Origin of the sequence: Rhizobium tropici CIAT 899, from assembly GCF_000330885.1 — a bacterium.
In the GTDB taxonomy this organism is placed as follows: Bacteria; Pseudomonadota; Alphaproteobacteria; order Rhizobiales; family Rhizobiaceae; genus Rhizobium; species Rhizobium tropici.
Genome location: NC_020059.1, coordinates 1,969,475 through 1,987,704 on the forward strand (window position 1 = coordinate 1,969,475; position 18,230 = coordinate 1,987,704).

Genomic DNA, 18,230 nt, shown 5'->3' on the forward strand with positions numbered 1-18,230 from the left:
CCGCTATGTTGCCAGCGACGAGGCTGTTGCTCAGCTTGAAACAAGCTCACCTTTAGGATTTCCCAATCCACGCTTCGAACGCCTTGGGTTCGACGTTGCCGCCGCAGAGAACGGTTGCCACCGTCTTACCGGCGAAACGCTGTGGATTCTCAAGAATGGCGGCGACGCCAAGGGCGGCGGCGGGCTCCACGACAAGTCCCGAATGAAAGTATAGAAGTCGCATCCCCTCCTTGATGCTGTCCTCGCTGACCAAAAGGGCGTCATCAGCGACGACCAATAGATCATCGAGAATTTCCGGGATCACATAGCGTCCGGCCACACCATCGGCGATGGTGTTCGGGGCGCCCGCGTCCACGATCCGCTTCGCCTTGAAGGAAAGGGTCATAGCCGGTGCATTTCGGGGCTGGACCGTGATTATCTCCACATTCGGCCGCCGGCACTTCAGGGCATAGCCGATGCCCGTCGCCATTGCCCCGGCCCCCAGAGAAACCAAGACGGCATCCAGCGCTTGAGGAAGTTCGGAAAGCTCGAGCCCGATTGTCGCGGCGCCTTCACAAGTGTCGAGGTTCTTGCTGTCCTCCACGAGGAAGGCACCCGTTTCTTCGGCATGATCAGAGGCTGCCTGGAGCGCGGCTTCGATCTCCCCTTCGACCAACACGACATTTGCTCCAAGTAGCCGCATCTTTTCCACCTTGAAGGCATTTGCGGCGACGGACGCCGTTACCGTGACATCAAAGTTTCTCAGTCGACCGCCATAAGCGAGTGCCTGGCCCAGATTACCCGCACTGGCGCAGACGACCGACTTCTTGTCACCTTGTAACTGGAGCCTCGCCAAAACCATCTCGGTGCCACGCCCCTTGAAGCAGCGCGCAGGATTCATCGTTTCGACTTTGAGAACGACCCGGCAGCCCAGCGCCCGGCTCAAACTTTCACAGATGTATTGCGGTGTATGCCGAAAGACCTTGTGTATGGTCGTGGCAGCGGCTTCGATCCGATCGATATCCAAGCGCATATGAGCCTCCATTGCATTTCTCAGCGAGGCCCAGGCGGGTCGGCATATGAGGCTGCGTTCCACAATGGTTTTCCATTATAATCCGCCAGTCGCGCAGCCAGTACAAACTCGTTCACAGGCCACGGGATGTCAAGGATGTGAAATAGCCTGAATAGGAGGCGCGTTAGCTTGATATGCGGCGCAGCCCGCTCAACCCCAGAAAAACGACTTCTTTGCTTCCGTTGCCGCTTCGCGCCGGGTCAGGCCGACGTCGTTCAACTGGTCATCCGTTAGGCCTCGCAGAACCCAGCGGCTCTCACGCTTCTCCAGCCAATGCAGATAAACGGCCCAAAGCCGACGCATCGGGCGCAGCTTTGGTGCCGCCGCCCTGACCTTTGCGCTTGCCAAGGACGCAGTTTGCGCCTCAGCCGGGCAGATTGTATCTATTGCGCTCATCTTCATTCTCGCATGAGGGTAACAATTTTCGAGTATCGAGCAAGACGATACAAATTGACTCATACTCTTGACTCAATGACAGGGACAATCTAGGAAATTGTCATTATGACAAATTGGCTCCCTGACATTTCAAGCGGAACCGGCCCGGTCTACATCCGCGTCGCCGACGCCATCGAAAACGCGATCACGCATGGCGTGTTGCCGCCGGGCACGAAGCTGCCGCCGCAACGCAATCTCGCCTACGATATCGGCGTTACCATCGGCACGGTCAGCCGGGCCTATGCCCTTGTGCATGAACGCGGCCTCGTCGCTGGCGAAGTCGGCCGCGGCACCTATGTTCTCGAGCGTTCGAACGGCAAGCAGATCGAGCTTGTCGATCCGATCACCCAGGCGCTTGCCGGCACCCGCGGTCTGAATACGCCCGACGCCAAGATCCGCTTCGACACGACCGCCGCCCCCGACATCGGCCAGGGTGCGATCATCGGCAAGCTCTTCGCCGACATCAGCAGCGAGCACCAGACAGAGATCTCCTCCTATTCCAGGAACTTCCCGGCAAGTTGGTTTGAGGCCGGGCAGATCTGGCTTGCCCGCAACGGCTGGCAGCCGGCAATCGAGACGATCGTGCCGACGCTCGGCGCGCACGCAGCCGCCATAGCAGTCATTTCCGCCGTCACTTCGCCGGGCGACAAGATTGTCTTCGAGAACCTCACCTATACGCAGATCAGCCGCGCCGCGCGCCTGCTCGGAAGGCGCTCGATCCTCGTGGATTCGGACGAGCATGGGATGATCCCGGAGGATTTCGAACGTCTCTGCCAGCAGCAGCATCCGCGCCTCGCCTTCCTGATGCCGACGGCCCATAATCCCACGCTGGTGACAATGCCGGAGGCAAGACGCCGGGCGATTGCCGCCATTGCGCGCCGCCACAGCGTATGGCTGATCGAGGACGACCTCTATGGCGGCATGACCGGCGACCAGAACCCGCTGATGGCGGCCATTGCGCCCGAGCGGACTTTCGTCGTCAGCAGCTTGTCTAAATCGGTGACAGCCGGCGTGCGCGGCGGCTGGGTCGCTTGCCCGCCGCATTTCGCCCAGCGCATCAAGGTCACGCACAAGATGACGACAGGCGGCTTGCCTTTCATATTGGCCGAAACCTGCGCCCGGCTCGTACTCGGCGGTCATGCCCTGGAACTGCGCCGCAAATCCGTCGAAGAGATCAAGGCACGTGAGCAATTGGCACGTGAGGCATTATCGGGCTTCGAGTTCAACTCGCATCCGCATCTGCCATTCCTGTGGCTGAAGCTGCCGGAACCCTGGCTTTCGGGTACCTTCAAGAATGCAGCCCTCTCCGAAGGCGTGCTCATCGATGACGAGGATGAATTCAAGGCAGCCCGAATCGATAGAGTCTATCATCGCGTCCGTGTCGCCTTTTCGTCGCCGCCACAGCGAAAAGATGTTGCCGCCGGGTTCATGACATTACGCAGGTTGTTGGAAAACGGCTCATCCGGTTACGATAGTCACATTTAAGCAAGCCTTATCAATTTATCGACAGACATCTTGCTTAAATGCGCATTCGTCGCCTCGACACTTAGCACACTACCGTTCTATCAATAAAAGTGAGGATTCGCCCGCTATACCAGGGGGAGCGCATGGCTATTGCAAGCTTTTTCAGCAAGCGTTTAGTTTCTAGTTTTCTGGTAATCAGTTCGGTATTTGTTGCAGGTCAATCGGCCGCAACCGCTGCGGATACGGTGGCGGCTACTCCCGCCGCTCCAGTCAAGATCTTCGACGAACTGCGTTTCGGCGCAAGCGGCTCCATCCAGAGCGGCAACGAGCACGAAAGCGGCGTCTTCCCGGATGTCCAGGTCCTCTTCAATCCGTTCGGCTACAATCCGACCGCCGACTGGAAGGATCAGCTGACCCATCCTCGTATCCATGTAGGCACGTCGATCGGTACGTCGGGCTCCGCGACGCAGGTCTATGGCGGCCTTTCCTGGACGCTCACGAATAGCAACGGCATCTTCACCGAACTCGGCTTCGGCGGCACGGTGCACACCGGCAACCTGGACGACTGGCGAGAGCATGGTCCGATGCTCGGCTGCCGCCTGCTCTTCCACGAATATGCCGGCCTCGGCTACAATTTCGATAATCATTGGAACGTAATGGCGCAGATCGCGCACTCGTCGCATGCCGATCTTTGCGATGGGCCTAACGGCGGCATGACGCGTGCCGGCATCATGGTCGGCTACAAATTCTGACCCTGCGAAGCGACCGCCCATGGCCGCGCGCTCGATTTTCGCTACATCTATGCCGGCGTGTTGTGAACGCCGGTGATTTTCCTGTCGCACGACAGGGAGAGTTGCGCTAAAGAGACCCCGATCCCTGACCGGTCTTCCAATCCTTTACAGGCAAGGACACTCGAGCGCCCATGACCATTTCCAATTCGATCCAGATCACCCCCGAACTGATTGCCGCCCACGGCCTCAAGCCGGATGAATATCAGCGCATTCTGGATCTGATCGGCCGCGAGCCCACGTTCACCGAGCTCGGCATCTTTTCGGCCATGTGGAACGAGCACTGCTCGTACAAGTCTTCCAAGAAGTGGCTCCGCACCCTGCCGACCAAGGGACCGCGCGTCATTCAGGGGCCGGGCGAGAACGCTGGCGTTGTCGATATCGATGACGGCGACTGCGTCGTCTTCAAGATGGAAAGCCACAACCATCCGTCCTACATCGAGCCGTATCAGGGTGCTGCCACAGGCGTCGGCGGCATCCTGCGCGACGTATTCACCATGGGCGCTCGCCCGGTCGCCGCCATGAACGCCTTGCGCTTCGGCGAACCGGATCATCCGAAGACCCGCCACCTCGTCTCCGGCGTCGTTGCCGGCGTTGGCGGCTATGGCAATTCCTTCGGCGTTCCGACTGTTGGCGGCGAAGTCGAGTTCGATGCGCGCTACAATGGCAATATCCTGGTCAACGCCTTTGCGGCGGGCCTTGCGAAATCCAACGCCATCTTCCTGTCCGAAGCCAAGGGCGTCGGCCTGCCGGTCGTCTATCTTGGCGCCAAGACCGGCCGTGACGGCGTCGGCGGCGCGACCATGGCGTCTGCCGAATTCGACGAATCGATCGAGGAAAAGCGCCCGACCGTTCAAGTTGGCGACCCCTTCACCGAAAAGTGCCTGCTGGAAGCCTGCCTGGAACTGATGCAGACGGGCGCCGTCATCGCCATCCAGGACATGGGTGCGGCTGGCCTTACCTGCTCCGCCGTCGAAATGGGCGCCAAGGGCGACCTCGGCATCGAGCTCGATCTCGACAAGGTGCCGGTGCGCGAAGAGCGGATGACCGCCTATGAAATGATGCTGTCGGAAAGCCAGGAGCGCATGCTCATGGTGCTGCAGCCGGAAAAGGAAGCCGTCGCCAAGGCGATCTTTGTCAAATGGGGTCTGGATTTCGCCATCGTTGGCAAGACGACCGACGACCTGCGTTTCCGGGTCATCCATCAGGGCGAGGAAGTTGCAAATCTGCCGATCAAGGATCTCGGTGACCAGGCTCCGGAATATGACCGTCCGTGGCGCGAATCCGACAAGCGCGCCGCCCTGCCCGCGGATCTCGTCGCTGCGCCGGAAGATTATGGTCAGACTCTGCTGAAGCTGGTCGGCTCCGCCAACCAGTCCAGCCGCCGCTGGGTCTACGAACAGTACGATACTTTGATCCAAGGCAATTCGCTGCAGCTTCCCGGCGGCGACGCCGGCGTCGTCCGCGTCGAGGGCCATGCGACCAAGGCTCTCGCCTTCTCCTCCGACGTCACGCCGCGCTATGTCGAAGCCGATCCCTTCGAAGGTGGCAAGCAGGCCGTCGCCGAATGCTGGCGCAACATCACCGCAACCGGCGCCGAGCCGCTGGCCGCGACCGACAATCTGAACTTCGGCAATCCGGAAAAGCCCGAGATCATGGGCCAGTTCGTCGGCGCCGTTAAGGGCATCGGCGAAGCCTGCCGCGCGCTGGATTTCCCGATCGTCTCCGGCAATGTCTCGCTCTACAACGAGACCAATGGCGTTGCCATCCTGCCGACCCCAACGATCGCAGGCGTCGGCCTGCTGCCGGATTGGAAGGCGATGGCCCGTATCGGCTCCGCTTCCGAAGGCGACCGTGTGCTGATGATCGGTGTCGACGGCAGCCACCTCGGCTCCTCGATCTATCTGCGCGATATCGTTGGCTCGACCGATGGCCCGGCTCCGGAAGTCGATCTCTTTGCCGAGCGCCGCAACGGCGATTTCGTCCGCTCCGCCATCCGCAACGGTCAGGTCTCGGCCTGCCACGATATATCGTCCGGCGGACTGGCGTTGGCGCTCGCTGAAATGGCGATGGAGTCCCGCAAGGGCCTGAACATTGATCTCTCCGAACACAAGACCCTGCCGCATGCAGCACTTTTCGGTGAGGATCAGGCCCGCTACGTCATCGCCGTTCCGGCCGATGTCGCCGATTTCGTCTGTATCAATGCTGAAAGCGCCGGCGTGCCCTTCCGCCGTCTGGGAACGGTCGGGGGCGATGCACTCGTTGTCGATGGCCTGTTAACGCTTCCGGTTGAACAGTTGCGCGAGGCGTATGAATCGTGGTTTCCTGCCTTCATGGATGGCAGCGCGCTCGCCGCTGCTGAATAATCGAGGTACCACCTATGCCCATGAACCCCGGCGATATCGAAGACATGATCAAGGCCGGCATTCCCGGCGCCAAGGTGACGATTCGCGACCTGGCCGGGGATGGCGATCACTATGCAGCCGAAGTTGTCGCGGAAGCCTTCCGCGGCAAGAGCCGCGTGCAGCAGCACCAGATGGTCTATGATGCCTTGAAGGGTAATATGGGCGGCGTGCTGCACGCCCTCGCGCTGCAGACGTCAGCGCCCGACTGAGAGCGCCTGCGCCGCTTCGCCGGAGTGGAAGCTCAGCTCCGGCAATCTCTTCGCTGAGAATTCAGCGAAATCCGCAGCCGGCAGCGGACCGGCTGTCATCAGCGTGAAATCGAAGAAGGCCCTGAGATCGGGACCGAGCACATATTGCCGGTGAACTCGCAGGAAATCCCGCTTGATCTTCTTGTAATGCTTTTCCGACAGCATCTGCTTGAAGCGCACGAAGAGGATCGAAGCCTGCTGGACATCCTCATGGCCGCAAACAGCCGCGACCTTCGCCTTATAAAAATGGATTGCATCGGTCAGACAGTGGACGTCGAGCCAGAAGATGTCCTGGCAGCGCGCGATCAATCCGACGCGTGAGCGCAACACCTTTGCCGACCGCATGAGAGCACATTGCAGGATGGCACTGCCAAGGGTCGTAAACACCACGCGCTTGCCTTGCAGCAGGTCCGGCTCGCGCTCCAGCAACAAGCCGACCACGTGAGCCGCCACGGACGAGCCCATGCTATGCGAGGAGATGACGAACTCTTCGACGTCGGGCTCATCCAAGACTTGCCGGACGCTGACGGCGCTGGCTTCCAGCCACTGTTCAGCGCCTATTCCGTTCAAACCCGCCATCGCCACCGCCATCTCCCAATCGGAAAAGAGATGCAAGGTATGCAGCTTTTCGGCTTGTGGCAGGAAGACATAGACGAAAAAGGCGACTGCGAGCGCGATGCTGCCGATATGGCTCCAGGCCGGCAGCCCGAAAAGGATTGGCGCAAACGCGATCGACAGGCTGAGAATCAACCCCGCAAGCATCAGCAGAAAGGGAAAGATAAAGAACAGGCCGAAGCGCCATGCATGACGGAAATAGCCGGTCATGCCGCCCGAAGCGGCAACTTTTGCCGCGGCAAGATAGCCCTGCATCAACCGCGTGAAGAATGGCCTGCCATTCAGCGTGGCAACCAGATCGTTATGATCGACGATGTGAATGCGGCTTTGCGTATGCCAGTCCGCAGCCGTCGCCGTGACATCGAAATACGGCGCACGGCCGAAATTCTTCATCTCGTCCACTGACACGGTGAAATCCCAGGCGGCGGCGCTCTGCCGCGCAGAACGCTCGTAACGAGCCCGATGTGCGGCAGCGTCCAGCGGCTCGAAGCCAGGGAAGTGGAGAACCACCCTCTTCTTGATAGGATTCATATTGCAGTCTGTCCCCGGGGGCGCCAATAGCACTGATAAAACTGAAGATGGCCATGACCACGAACTGCCGGCTTTTTCATGGCGGAGCAATATAGTCCGCTGAAAATAAAAAGTCTGGAATCAACCGTTCACGATCGCTGCGGCGGGCAGAAAGGGGCCTGTTCCCAAGAATCCCGCTCGCTAACGTGCCATAGTGTGGCAGCACGGCATGTCTCAGCATTCATGGCGAGGATATGGAGAAGCCTCGGCACACGAGTCTACCGGTGGAGCAATCATGATTTTTTCGGCGATAGGAGACGCCATCCGCTGCGGCGTCGGGGCGGTCGCGGCACGATAGCCGAAAGCGATGCTCAATATAAGGACGATGGCACTGACAGTCACTGCGCTATTCAGGATCGATGCTCTTGGCGTGCGCACGTGCTCGAAATATTCCCGCTCGCCTTCGCTGGTGTCCTCAGAGCTATAAAATTCGCGCTCTTCACCAACCTGCCCGTCTGAATAATGGTGGTGGCTCATGGTGTCCGCTCCCTCAAAATGCGACTGCGATGCTCACAAGGGACCGATACGCGCCAAATCGCATCAATCGAAACACTTTTACAAACATACCGATCGTTTGTAAATTAGATAGCAGACTACTATTAACCGTCCCTTGCTTCACATTTATGTGTGTTGTTCAGGCACGGAGTTGAAGGGTCGTTTTCAAAACGCACTATTCAGAAAATCAGCTCAATGCGCCATTTTCGCTGCGGTCCCAGGCCGTCAATTCGTGGGTCCATTCATGCGATGAAAAAAACGATGCGTATGTTTTGCGGCTGGAAATCTTGTCGGCTGCTTGCTATTTAAGGGACAGATGTAACGCTGCGGACCTTGACCCCGCATGTGAAAGGAACTGGACAATGAGCGGCATTCACGAATTCATCGATAATGAAGTTAAGAACAACGACGTCGTTCTTTTCATGAAAGGCACGCCCCAGTTCCCGCAGTGTGGCTTCTCCGGCCAGGTGGTCCAGATTCTCGATTATATCGGCGTCGACTACAAGGGCATCAATGTCCTTGCCGATGCCGAGATTCGCCAGGGCATCAAGGACTATTCCAACTGGCCGACCATCCCGCAGCTTTACGTGAAGGGCGAATTCATCGGCGGCTGCGATATCGTGCGCGAGATGTTCCAGGCGGGCGAGTTGCAGCAACACCTTCAGGAACACGGCATCAGCGTTCGCGGCGCCGCCTGACCGGGCACCGGGCTCCTCGTCCGGTTTCCATAGTTAAATTTGATCAATTGGGCGCTGCCGCCGGGCGGCGCCTTGACATGTTTATGGGAATAAAACCGTGACGACTTCATCCCAGGCCATGTCCCAGGGGCAGCTGCCCATGGGCAAACGCGAGTTCATCGTACTCGCGGCCTTTCTGATGGCGATCAATTCGCTTGCCATCGACATCATGCTCCCTGCATTGCAGCAGATCGGCTCCAGCCTCGGCGTGATGAACGAGAATCATCGGCAATATGTGGTAACGGCCTATCTGATCGGCTTCGGCTCGGCGCAGCTCATCTACGGCCCCCTGTCGGATCGCTTCGGCCGCCGCCTGCCCCTGCTGATCGGCCTGACCGTCTACGTCATCTCCGCTTTCGGCATTGCCCTTATTCCGTCTTTTGCCGGCCTCCTCGCGCTCCGCTTCATCCAGGGCCTGGGATCGGCGGCAACGCGCGTCATCACCATTTCCATCGTCCGTGACGTCTTCGGCGGCCGCCTGATGGCCGAAGTGATGTCACTCATCATGATGGTGTTCATGATCGTGCCTGTCATCGCGCCAGGAAGCGGTCAGATCATCATGCTCGTCAGCACCTGGCACATGATCTTCGTCTTCATCGGCACCATGGCGACGCTCGTCGGTCTCTGGATGTATTTCCGGCTTCCGGAGACATTGAAGCCGGAAAATATCCGTCCGCTGACCATCAGATCGGTAGCCTCCGCCTTCAGGATGGTTCTGACAAACCGCGTAGCACTCTGTTACACCTTGGCCAGCACGTTCCTGTTCGGGGCGCTGTTCGGCTTCATCAATTCGGCGCAGCAGATCTATAGCGGCATTTACGGGCTGGGCGTGTACACGCCAGTTGCCTTTGGCGGCGTGGCGCTTTTCATGGCGCTGTCCTCCTTCATAAACTCACAGCTCGTCGGCCGCTTCGGCATGCGGCGGCTTTCCCATGCGGCATTGCTCGGCTTCTCCTTCATCACCTTCATTTGGATGCTGGTGCAGCTCTATGGCCCGGCACCGATGTCCTTCCCACTGTTCATGCTGTTTTTCGCGCTGGCAATGTTCCAGTTCGGCTGGATCGGCTCGAATTTCAATTCTCTCGCCATGGAGCCGCTCGGCCATGTCGCCGGCACCGCCTCCTCCGTGCTCGGCTTCATGAGCACGGTCGGCGGCGCCTCGATTGGCGCCGGTATCGGCCAGTATTTCAACGGTACGGCAACGCCGATGGTCATCGGCTACTTCACCGTTTCGCTGATCGGTCTGGTCTTCGTAGTGATCGCCGAAAGGGGACGCCTCTTCCGCCCGCACAATGCGCCTCCTCCGGCCGATCAGTCTCTCGCTTTACATTGACAGGCATATTCGAATGACAACCCCGCCTCAATCCCAGTCGCCGGCTCAGCCGCCGGTGCAGTCCGGCTCCAGCCGCATCGGTCTTGGCATCGTGGAATTCATCCTCACGATCGCCTTGATGACTGCCAGCATTTCCATGGGCATCGACAGCATGCTGCCGGCGCTGCCGAATATCGGCCAGTCGCTTAATGTCGCCAATCCGAACGACATCCAGCTCGTCATAGGCGTCTATTTCCTCGGATTCGGCATTTGTCAGCTTTTCTTCGGTAGCCTGTCGGACACCTATGGCCGACGATACATCCTGCTTGGCGGTCTTGCCTTCTATACGGTGACCCTGTTTGCCGCGGCCTGGAGCGGCAGCCTGTTTGCCTTGCTTGCCATGCGCTTTGCCCAGGGCGTCGGCGCTGCGGCCGTGCGCATCACGACGCTCGCCATCGTCCGCGATTGCTTCGGCGGTCGCGAAATGGCCCGCGTCATGTCCTATGTCATGATCGTATTCATGATCATGCCGATGGTCGCGCCCTTCGTCGGCCAGATGATCGTTGCCTATTCGAACTGGCAATGGATCTTCATCCTGCTCGGCATCGTCAGCGCCGCCCTCTTCCTGGTCGCTTTCTTCCGCATGAAGGAAACGCTGCCCGCTGAAGAGCGCCTGCCGCTCTCGGTCGCTTCCGTGCTGTCCGGCTTTAAGACCGTACTGACCAACCGCATCACCTGCGGCTACATGATCGGCCTGACGCTCTATACTGGCGTCATCTGCGCCTACATCGTCTCCGTGCAGCAGGTTTTCGGCGAGGTCTACGGCCTCGGGGACACGTTCCCGATCGCCTTTGCGGCAACGGCAGCCGGCACCGCCGTCGCGCAGTTTGCCAATGGCTATTTCGTCCGCAGCTTCGGCATGCGCCGCATTTCCCACGCCGCGATGATTGTTTTCACCGTCCTTGGAGCCGTCGGCTACGTCGTCGGAATGTTCGGCCAGCCGAGCTTCATCTTCATTTATGTACTGATCTCGGTCATGCTGATGATGTTCGCCGTCATTACCACCAACTGCATGGCCATCAGCCTGGAGCCGATGGGACACCTGGCGGGAACGGCAGCCGCCATCACCAGCTCGATTTCCACGACAGTCGGCGTCCTGCTCGGCGGCGTCGTCGGCCAGATGTTCGATGGCACTGCACAGCCGCTACTTGCCGGCTTCACCATATTTGGCGCGCTGTCGATCGTCGCAACGCTGTGGGCGGAACGCGGCAAGCTCTTCACCCATCCTGGCGATACGCCGGCCCTGGAACCAGGCATGGGTCACGTCTGAGCGACGCGACTCCTTAAACGCCGCTGCGCGGCCGGCTGACCCAGCGTAGCGCCGCGGCGATCGCAAGGCCGAACAAGGGCCACATCGCCCAGGGCGTGCCGTGCCAGGTGAAAAGATTGATCATAACGATGCCAACGCCGGTGATGACAAGACTGGCGATCGCCATATCGATCTGCCTGTTGCTGCGCACGTAGCGAAATGCCGTAACCCATAAAATGGCGAGTATCGGCCATTTTGCCCAGAACTCTCCGTGCCAGGTAAGGCCGTTGAGTATGGCAAGCCCGATGCAGACGATGAGCGGCGCAGCATAGCTGCGGCGCCAGTCCTGCAGCGCAGGCTCCTGCGCCACCGGCTCGGGCGCCCGCGCAGGGGCTCGCTCCGGACGAGGCGAGCGATAATCGGACGTCGTGTCGACAACCTGCACGCTGCCGATCCGCACCGCATAGCTCGGCACGCCGCCGTCGATGTTCTTGACCTCGAGCTGCCCGAGAAAATCGAAACCTACGGCAACCTTGTTGCGCACCTGGTCATAGACGGTGTTGGAAATGACGATGCCGCCTGGAGCAGCGCGCGACTGCAGCCGAGCTGCAATATTGACGCCGTCTCCATAGAGATCGTCGCCATCGGCGATCACATCACCGAGATTGAGGCCGATGCGAAAGAGCATCTGCTTGTCGGGATTGATTACGGCATTGTAGCCGGCAAGCTCGTTCTGCGTGTCGATCGCAGCGCGCACGGCTTCGACGACGCTTGGAAACTCGGCGAACACGCCATCGCCCCAGGTATTGATGACCCGGCCGCCATGGGCTTCGATCAGCCGTTTCATCGCATCGCGGTAACGACGAAGGGTTGAAAGCGTCCCCTCCTCGTCCTTCCCCATGAGGCGCGTGTAGTCCTGCACATCGGCGCAGAAGATGGTGGTCAGCTTGCGGCTCGTCTCGGACATTTGTCTCATCCTCGCGGCAAGCGCCGACCAAGGCTCTTGCCTGTTGGAGCAAAGATAGCCCTCCGGCTGTCACTTTCCAAGAGGCCGCGCCGGCTATCGTGGCGTGGATCCCCTCAAAGAGTGAAGACTTCGCGCCGCAACAGCTCCCATGTGTCCTTGTCCACCGCGACAAGGAGCCCGCCATCGAGGTGATGCGGCAAATAGGGCGAACCGTCGAAACGGCGGACATAGGCTCCGGATTCGGCCGAGATCAGCGATCCCGCCAGGTGATCCCAAGGCATCAGCTTGTTGTACATGAGATAATGCACATAGCCGCCCGCGAGCGTGCGATACTCATGCGCCGCGCAGCGATAGCAGGTCGTGTAGCGCACCTTGGCGAGATTACCCATGATCTCGGCGCGCTTTTCCTTGGGCAGAAAGCCGGTAGCCGCCATACCGACCAATTCGTCAAGGGGGACGGATGGAGCAACCTTGAGACGCAGCGTCTCGCCATCGGGCCGGCGCAGCCATGCGCCGCTGCCGCGTTCCGCCAGCACCCAATCGTCGCCCATCGGATCGAAGATGATGCCGGCAACGGTTTCTCCCTTCGAAACCACCGAAGCCATGACGCCGAAGGCCGGAATGCCGGCGGCGAAATTGAATGTGCCGTCGACGGGATCGACGATGATCGCGAGATCGACATCCACGAGCTTCGTCAATAGCGATGGGTCGGCGGCAACCGATTCCTCGCCGATGAACAAAGCTTCGGGCCAGAGCCGTGCGACCTCCGCCTTTATCATATGTTCGGCACGCTCATCGGCTTCCGTTACCAGATCCGTCGCCTCACTCTTGGCGCGGATATCGTCGCTGCCCAGCCTGCGAAAACGCGGCAGGATCTCCGTCTGTGCCGCACGGCGCAGCACATGAGCAAGCGTGGTAACGTCAACGAGCGATGTCATGCTTTTTCCTTTCGCGTCAGGCGCCGATGATCTCGCGGCGAATCATCCGCCAGCTTTCCTCATCCGGCGCAGAAATAATGCCGCCCGTCGTCTCGCCGGGTCTGTAGGGCGTGCCATCGAATTTGGCGGTATAACCGCCTGCTTCCTGATGCGCCAGCACTCCGGCAAGATGATCCCATGGCATCAGCTTTGAATGGCCGATGAAGTGCCACTTGCCCGACGCCACCATCCAATATTCGTAGGCCGAGCAATTGAGAGAGAAAGCCATACGGGTCTTCGATAGATTGCCGCAGATGCGTGACCGCTCAGGCTCATCCATATGCCCCCAGGATATGGCGCCCGTCATCGCCTTCAAAGACGCCGGCGCGGCGACGGCAAGCCGCCTCGCCTGCCCGGTTTGCCGGCGCAGGAAAGTGCCGCCGCCTTTCATGGCGGTCAGGGTGTCGCCAAGCACGGGATCGTGGATGATGCTCGCGATCGTCTCGCCATTGGCGATGACGGCGACGATCGTCCCGAAGACCGGCAATCCCGCCGCGAAATTGAATGTGCCGTCCACCGGGTCGATGGTGAAAGCCAATTCCGCATGCGCCAGCGCCGGCACGACGGACTTGTCGGCCTCATAGGCTTCTTCGCCCACGATGACGGCCTTTGGAAACCGTGTCTTCAATGCCGCGGTGATGTGCCGCTCAGCCCGAAGGTCGGCCTCGGTCACAAGGTCGATGGCCGAGGTCTTTTCCGATATGTCGCCAGCGTCCAGGTTGCGGAAACGCAGCATGATTTCCTTTGACGCCGCTTCGGCAACGATCGTCATCACATAGTCGAAATCAGCATCGGAGAAAGTCATAGGAAGCCTCTGTTTTGAAAGGGCTTCCTCTTATGCCCGATTCGATGACATCGGTGTGGCAAAAGCGCTGAATTTACGTTGGATCGCTGGAAGACCCCTGTGTCATCAACCCAGCGAAATCGAACAGTTTCAGGTCGAGCAGGTGTGACGGGTTCACATGCGCCAGTGCACGCAGCATCGTATCCTTACGGCCAGGCATGCGCCGTTCGATATCGGCGAGCATGTCCTTCATGGCATTACGCTGCAACCCATCCTGCGAGCCGCAGAGATCGCACGGGATGATTGGAAACTGCATGGCGGCAGCAAATTTGGCAAGATCGTCCTCGGCGGCATAGGCTAACGGACGCAGAAGCATCAAGTCGCCTTCGTCATTGACCAGCTTCGCCGGCATCGAGGCCAGCCGGCCGCCATGGAAGAAGTTCATAAAGAAGGTCTCGAGAATATCCTCGCGATGATGGCCCAGCACCAGCGCATCGCAGCCCTCCTCGCGGGCGATGCGATAAAGATTACCGCGGCGCAGGCGCGAACAGAGCGAGCAATAGGTTGCTCCCTCCGGCACCTTCTCCTTCACGATCGAATAAGTGTCGCGATACTGGATGCGATGGGCAACGCCGATCTTCGTGAGGTATTCGGGCAGAACATGCTTCGGGAAATTCGGCTGACCCTGATCGAGATTGCAGGCGATGATTTCCACCGGCAGCAAACCGCGCCATTTCAGGTCAAGCAAGAGCGCCAGCAGACCGTAGGAATCCTTGCCTCCGGAAAGGCCAACCAGCCAGCGCTTCTGGCCCTTCAGCATCTGGAAGTCTTCCATGGCCTGGCGTACCTGCCGCAACAGGCGCTTGCGCAGCTTGTTGAAGGAAACGGAGCGCGGCGCATCAGAAAACATCGGATGCGCGGCAGAACCACCATCTTCAGCCTCGATATCGATGTCGTCTTTCACCGTCGTCGTGATATTCATTCCGTCGTTCCTTGGATCTCGCCACGCTGATAGCAGAAAGCGGGACGAGAAGACACCGTATCAATCACCGAATACGGACCAGCCGGTGCGGGCCGCCAGCATTTCCAATGCCACGGCACCGAGCTGCGAATTGCCGACCTTGTTCAGGCCCGGCGACCAGACTGCGATCGAGCCGATGCCGGGCGCTACGGCCAGGATGCCGCCGCCGACGCCGCTCTTGCCCGGCAGACCGACGTGATAGGCGAAATCCCCTGAGCCATCATAATGCCCGCAGGTCAGCATCAGCGCATTGATGCGCCGCGCCCGCTTCGGCGAGACGACGGAGTGCCCGGTGATCGGATTGCTGCCGCGCGCAGCGAGATAGAGCCCCGCCTTGGCAAGCTGCCGGCAGCTCATGGAAAGCGCACATTGATGGAAATAGACACCGAGCACATGCTCGACCGGATGGTGGATATTGCCATACGCGCGCATAAAATTGGCGAGCGCGAAATTGCGGAAACCCGTCTGCGTCTCCGAACGCGCCACCCTGTCATCGATGCTGATCGTCTCGTCGTCGGCCACATAACGGACGAAGCGCAGCAGCTCGCCGATCGCCTCGCGCGGCTCGTGTCCAGCGAGTACGACATCGCTGACAGCGATGGCACCTGCATTGACGAAGGGATTGCGGGGAATACCCTCTTCCCGTTCCAGCTGGACGATGGAATTGAAAGCCGTGCCGGATGGCTCGCGCCCAACACGATTCCACAAGCTCTCGCCGACCTTGCCGAGCGCCAAGGTCAGCATGAAGACCTTGGAGATACTCTGGATGGAGAAAGGAACGCCGGCATCACCGATGCTGTAGACTTTGCCGTCGACAGTTGCGATTGCCATTCCGAACTGCTTCGGATCGACCTTTGCCAGCTCCGGAATGTAATCGGCAACCTTGCCCTCGCCGATGCGCGGCGAAAGCTCCGCATGTATGCCGTCGAGAATGGCCTGCAAATCCGTCATGAGGCGCTCCAAAGACAAAAAAGCCGCTCGAACCGAGCGGCTTTTCATTCATCAAGAAAGTTATCCGCCTATTAACGCGAATAGAATTCGACGACCAGATGCGGTTCCATGACGACGGCGTACGGTACATCGCCGAGAGCCGGAACACGAGCGAAGGTCGCAACCATCTTGTTGTGATCGACTTCGATGTAGTCCGGAACGTCGCGCTCAGCGAGAGCAACCGATTCGAGAACGGTTACGAGCTGCTTGGACTTTTCGCGAACTTCAATAACGTCGCCAGCCTTGCAGCGGTACGAACCGATGTTGACGCGAACGCCGTTAACGGTGACGTGGCCGTGGTTGACGAACTGACGGGCAGCGAAAACGGTCGGAACGAACTTGGCGCGGTAGACGATCGCGTCGAGGCGCGATTCGAGCAGGCCGATCAGGTTTTCCGAGGTGTCGCCCTTGCGACGGTCAGCTTCAGCGAAGATCGCGCGGAACTGCTTCTCGCGCAGGTCGCCGTAGTAGCCCTTCAGCTTCTGCTTGGCGCGCAGCTGCACACCGAAGTCCGAAAGCTTGCCCTTGCGGCGCTGACCGTGCTGGCCCGGGCCGTATTCGCGACGGTTAACCGGGGACTTCGGACGACCCCAGATGTTCTCGCCCATACGGCGGTCAATTTTGTACTTGGACGATTCGCGCTTGCTCATCGCATTTCCTTTCAAGTGTTATGGCGGCCCGTTGCCGAACCGCGAAGGAAACACGCCCTCCTCTGAACTCCGTTTTCGAGCTCTGACAGGCTTCTCACGTTAGCGAACGGACGAAGCCACGGGACATGTCAAATGAAACACCGGACATTTCTGCCCGGCGTTGGCGCGGTCTGTAAGGGGTTGTCATGGAATTGTCAACAGCAGGATCGGCGAGAAGCGCGGTTTCATTCCGCACGTCCGAGGCCGCGCCAGTCCTCGGGCACATCCGGTAACGACGGCATTAGATCCGGCTCTGATGTCGCCTTTCGAAACTGCACGCCATCGTCGGTCAAAGCCGATATCTGAATTGGGATGCCGCTAGGATTGACTGCAAGCAGACCGACTATATCCGGTGGCGCCGATCGAATATAGCGCTCCGCTCCATTCAGCACCTCCACAAGCCTGTCGCGAATAACGCTGGCCGTAAGATCGACTGGAAGACCTCTCACGGAATCATAATCCTCGGTCGAAACCGATAGCCCTCTTCGCCGAATTTCATCAATTATCCTGATTGGGGAATAATGCGGTGGCTTTCCCGAGGCTGCGACGACAACCGCACCAAGCGGAGACAACCTTTCGTCGATCATTAACAAATCGACGAAATCCCGAGGCTTTGTCCGGGTTGATGCCGCGAGAACCTTATTCACGGCAAGGTCCGCTGGATGAAGTCTTGCGCCCCACTCCTTGTCTCGAATAAGCGGGAAAAACCGGGTTCGAGATTCGCTCATCCATTGAATGAGCGTATTCTCCCGCGCCTTGGAGACTTCCGCCTCGACACAGCCATAGACATTGACCTCGACATAAACACGGAAACCGTCATTTTTGAGCGTTTCCATGTCCCGCTCGGCGACAGGGCCGATTTCCTCGTCGGTATCCTGGAAGATATCGATATCGTCGGACAAACGAGGCCAATTCATATTAAGGACAAGCCCACCTGCGACATAGCTGGTTTCCGAGCGATTTTTTGCGATGGACGCCATAATCTCTTTTTGCAGTTTGGTCAGCGCCATCGCCTATCGTCCGACCTCGTCAAGCATGCGACGCCCTATTGCAAAGGCGCGTGCATCGCCGCGCTCCATCAAGGCGCTGGCTACCACCCTTACCTTCTGTGCCAAATCGGGCAGCCGATCCAGATCGATATTGTCAAGAAGGCGGGTGCCGTAGCGGTCAAGCGCTTCCTCGACATTCTCTCGAAGACGCTCTTTCCTTTGTCGATGTTCTGCGCGCATTTCCGCCGCTTGCGACAGGATATCATTGCGGCACGCTGCAGGAACTAGAACCTCCACCCTCACTAGGTCGGACGCTCCACCACTTTCCCTATATCGCTGGATCCTGTCACGCGCGGCCATGAATTCATCTCCTGCAACGATGAA

The 18,230-nt window shown here is 59.2% G+C and carries 19 protein-coding genes and 1 riboswitch; of the genes, 7 read left to right on the plus strand and 12 right to left on the minus strand.

Features of this window, described 5'->3' with window-relative positions:
• Positions 1-52: 52 nt before the first annotated feature.
• Positions 53-1,012: a threonine ammonia-lyase gene (locus tag RTCIAT899_RS09685; RefSeq protein WP_015340043.1), complete on the minus strand. Its 960-nt coding sequence runs from the start codon at positions 1,010-1,012 to the stop codon at positions 53-55.
• Positions 1,013-1,033: 21 nt separating this feature from the next.
• Positions 1,034-1,115, minus strand: a riboswitch (ZMP/ZTP riboswitch).
• An 86-nt stretch (positions 1,116-1,201) separates the two neighbouring features.
• Complete coding sequence (locus tag RTCIAT899_RS09690) at positions 1,202-1,447, minus strand: DUF1127 domain-containing protein (RefSeq protein ID WP_081598400.1); 246 nt, start codon at positions 1,445-1,447, stop codon at positions 1,202-1,204.
• Positions 1,448-1,552: 105 nt separating this feature from the next.
• On the opposite strand from RTCIAT899_RS09690, the gene RTCIAT899_RS09695 reads away from it, so the two are divergent.
• The 4 genes from RTCIAT899_RS09695 to RTCIAT899_RS09710 all read left to right on the plus strand — a co-directional run bounded on the left by RTCIAT899_RS09695 (position 1,553) and on the right by RTCIAT899_RS09710 (position 6,352).
• Positions 1,553-2,971 carry an aminotransferase-like domain-containing protein gene (locus RTCIAT899_RS09695; RefSeq protein WP_015340045.1) on the plus strand — a complete coding sequence of 473 codons (1,419 nt, stop codon included), beginning with the start codon at positions 1,553-1,555 and terminating at the stop codon, positions 2,969-2,971.
• 224 nt (positions 2,972-3,195) lie between these two features.
• Entirely contained in the window at positions 3,196-3,702 is a 507-nt protein-coding gene (locus RTCIAT899_RS09700) for an acyloxyacyl hydrolase (protein WP_015340046.1), read from the plus strand.
• A 170-nt stretch (positions 3,703-3,872) separates the two neighbouring features.
• On the plus strand, positions 3,873-6,104 hold the full coding sequence (gene purL, locus RTCIAT899_RS09705; RefSeq protein WP_015340047.1) for a phosphoribosylformylglycinamidine synthase subunit PurL: 2,232 nt from the start codon (positions 3,873-3,875) through the stop codon (positions 6,102-6,104).
• A gap of 14 nt (positions 6,105-6,118) precedes the next feature.
• Complete coding sequence (locus RTCIAT899_RS09710; RefSeq protein ID WP_004108912.1) at positions 6,119-6,352, plus strand: BolA family protein; 234 nt, start codon at positions 6,119-6,121, stop codon at positions 6,350-6,352.
• On the opposite strand, the gene RTCIAT899_RS09715 is transcribed toward RTCIAT899_RS09710, so the two are convergent.
• Positions 6,338-7,537 carry a hypothetical protein gene (locus RTCIAT899_RS09715; protein ID WP_015340048.1) on the minus strand — a complete coding sequence of 400 codons (1,200 nt, stop codon included), beginning with the start codon at positions 7,535-7,537 and terminating at the stop codon, positions 6,338-6,340. The genes RTCIAT899_RS09710 and RTCIAT899_RS09715 overlap by 15 nt on opposite strands.
• 213 nt (positions 7,538-7,750) lie before the next feature.
• A complete protein-coding gene (locus RTCIAT899_RS09720) occupies positions 7,751-8,053 on the minus strand; it encodes a hypothetical protein (RefSeq protein WP_015340049.1) in 303 nt (100 codons plus the stop codon).
• A 380-nt stretch (positions 8,054-8,433) separates the two neighbouring features.
• Between RTCIAT899_RS09720 and grxD the strand changes: the two genes are divergently transcribed.
• The 3 genes from grxD to RTCIAT899_RS09735 all read left to right on the plus strand — a co-directional run bounded on the left by grxD (position 8,434) and on the right by RTCIAT899_RS09735 (position 11,450).
• Complete coding sequence (gene grxD / locus RTCIAT899_RS09725; RefSeq protein ID WP_015340050.1) at positions 8,434-8,769, plus strand: Grx4 family monothiol glutaredoxin; 336 nt, start codon at positions 8,434-8,436, stop codon at positions 8,767-8,769.
• 139 nt (positions 8,770-8,908) lie between these two features.
• Positions 8,909-10,141, plus strand: coding sequence for a multidrug effflux MFS transporter (locus RTCIAT899_RS09730; protein ID WP_015340051.1), 1,233 nt, complete (start codon positions 8,909-8,911; stop codon positions 10,139-10,141).
• A gap of 13 nt (positions 10,142-10,154) precedes the next feature.
• Positions 10,155-11,450: a multidrug effflux MFS transporter gene (locus RTCIAT899_RS09735; protein WP_051043212.1), complete on the plus strand. Its 1,296-nt coding sequence runs from the start codon at positions 10,155-10,157 to the stop codon at positions 11,448-11,450.
• A gap of 13 nt (positions 11,451-11,463) precedes the next feature.
• On the opposite strand, the gene RTCIAT899_RS09740 is transcribed toward RTCIAT899_RS09735, so the two are convergent.
• The 8 genes from RTCIAT899_RS09740 to RTCIAT899_RS09775 all read right to left on the minus strand — a co-directional run bounded on the left by RTCIAT899_RS09740 (position 11,464) and on the right by RTCIAT899_RS09775 (position 18,206).
• Positions 11,464-12,396 carry an adenylate/guanylate cyclase domain-containing protein gene (locus tag RTCIAT899_RS09740; protein WP_015340053.1) on the minus strand — a complete coding sequence of 311 codons (933 nt, stop codon included), beginning with the start codon at positions 12,394-12,396 and terminating at the stop codon, positions 11,464-11,466.
• Between the two features lie 113 nt (positions 12,397-12,509).
• The gene (locus tag RTCIAT899_RS09745; protein ID WP_015340054.1) at positions 12,510-13,334 is read right to left on the minus strand and encodes an inositol monophosphatase family protein; all 825 of its coding nucleotides are present in this window, start codon (positions 13,332-13,334) and stop codon (positions 12,510-12,512) included.
• A 16-nt stretch (positions 13,335-13,350) separates the two neighbouring features.
• The gene (locus RTCIAT899_RS09750) at positions 13,351-14,178 is read right to left on the minus strand and encodes an inositol monophosphatase family protein (RefSeq protein WP_015340055.1); all 828 of its coding nucleotides are present in this window, start codon (positions 14,176-14,178) and stop codon (positions 13,351-13,353) included.
• A 73-nt stretch (positions 14,179-14,251) separates the two neighbouring features.
• Positions 14,252-15,139 carry a tRNA 2-thiocytidine(32) synthetase TtcA gene (gene ttcA / locus RTCIAT899_RS09755; RefSeq protein WP_015340056.1) on the minus strand — a complete coding sequence of 296 codons (888 nt, stop codon included), beginning with the start codon at positions 15,137-15,139 and terminating at the stop codon, positions 14,252-14,254.
• Between the two features lie 60 nt (positions 15,140-15,199).
• Positions 15,200-16,129 (minus strand): glutaminase, encoded by a 930-nt coding sequence (locus RTCIAT899_RS09760; protein WP_015340057.1) that lies wholly within the window; start codon positions 16,127-16,129, stop codon positions 15,200-15,202.
• A gap of 71 nt (positions 16,130-16,200) precedes the next feature.
• Positions 16,201-16,818: a 30S ribosomal protein S4 gene (gene rpsD / locus RTCIAT899_RS09765; RefSeq protein WP_015340058.1), complete on the minus strand. Its 618-nt coding sequence runs from the start codon at positions 16,816-16,818 to the stop codon at positions 16,201-16,203.
• A gap of 224 nt (positions 16,819-17,042) precedes the next feature.
• Positions 17,043-17,867, minus strand: coding sequence for a nucleotidyl transferase AbiEii/AbiGii toxin family protein (locus tag RTCIAT899_RS09770; RefSeq protein WP_041677462.1), 825 nt, complete (start codon positions 17,865-17,867; stop codon positions 17,043-17,045).
• A gap of 3 nt (positions 17,868-17,870) precedes the next feature.
• Positions 17,871-18,206: a hypothetical protein gene (locus tag RTCIAT899_RS09775; protein ID WP_041677896.1), complete on the minus strand. Its 336-nt coding sequence runs from the start codon at positions 18,204-18,206 to the stop codon at positions 17,871-17,873.
• Between the last annotated feature and the right edge of the window lie 24 nt (positions 18,207-18,230).

Bases quoted from the DNA above. Each gene is read 5' to 3' on its own strand.
- RTCIAT899_RS09685 (WP_015340043.1), bottom strand. From the start codon at position 1,012: ATGCGCTTGGATATCGATCGGATCGAAGCCGCTGCCACGACCATACAC.
- RTCIAT899_RS09690 (WP_081598400.1), bottom strand. From the start codon at position 1,447: ATGAGCGCAATAGATACAATCTGCCCGGCTGAGGCGCAAACTGCGTCC.
- RTCIAT899_RS09695 (WP_015340045.1), top strand. From the start codon at position 1,553: ATGACAAATTGGCTCCCTGACATTTCAAGCGGAACCGGCCCGGTCTAC.
- purL (WP_015340047.1), top strand. From the start codon at position 3,873: ATGACCATTTCCAATTCGATCCAGATCACCCCCGAACTGATTGCCGCC.
- RTCIAT899_RS09710 (WP_004108912.1), top strand. From the start codon at position 6,119: ATGCCCATGAACCCCGGCGATATCGAAGACATGATCAAGGCCGGCATT.
- RTCIAT899_RS09715 (WP_015340048.1), bottom strand. From the start codon at position 7,537: ATGAATCCTATCAAGAAGAGGGTGGTTCTCCACTTCCCTGGCTTCGAG.
- RTCIAT899_RS09720 (WP_015340049.1), bottom strand. From the start codon at position 8,053: ATGAGCCACCACCATTATTCAGACGGGCAGGTTGGTGAAGAGCGCGAA.
- grxD (WP_015340050.1), top strand. From the start codon at position 8,434: ATGAGCGGCATTCACGAATTCATCGATAATGAAGTTAAGAACAACGAC.
- RTCIAT899_RS09730 (WP_015340051.1), top strand. From the start codon at position 8,909: ATGGGCAAACGCGAGTTCATCGTACTCGCGGCCTTTCTGATGGCGATC.
- RTCIAT899_RS09735 (WP_051043212.1), top strand. From the start codon at position 10,155: ATGACAACCCCGCCTCAATCCCAGTCGCCGGCTCAGCCGCCGGTGCAG.
- RTCIAT899_RS09740 (WP_015340053.1), bottom strand. From the start codon at position 12,396: ATGTCCGAGACGAGCCGCAAGCTGACCACCATCTTCTGCGCCGATGTG.
- RTCIAT899_RS09745 (WP_015340054.1), bottom strand. From the start codon at position 13,334: ATGACATCGCTCGTTGACGTTACCACGCTTGCTCATGTGCTGCGCCGT.
- RTCIAT899_RS09750 (WP_015340055.1), bottom strand. From the start codon at position 14,178: ATGACTTTCTCCGATGCTGATTTCGACTATGTGATGACGATCGTTGCC.
- ttcA (WP_015340056.1), bottom strand. From the start codon at position 15,139: ATGAATATCACGACGACGGTGAAAGACGACATCGATATCGAGGCTGAA.
- RTCIAT899_RS09760 (WP_015340057.1), bottom strand. From the start codon at position 16,129: ATGACGGATTTGCAGGCCATTCTCGACGGCATACATGCGGAGCTTTCG.
- rpsD (WP_015340058.1), bottom strand. From the start codon at position 16,818: ATGAGCAAGCGCGAATCGTCCAAGTACAAAATTGACCGCCGTATGGGC.
- RTCIAT899_RS09770 (WP_041677462.1), bottom strand. From the start codon at position 17,867: ATGGCGCTGACCAAACTGCAAAAAGAGATTATGGCGTCCATCGCAAAA.
- RTCIAT899_RS09775 (WP_041677896.1), bottom strand. From the start codon at position 18,206: ATGGCCGCGCGTGACAGGATCCAGCGATATAGGGAAAGTGGTGGAGCG.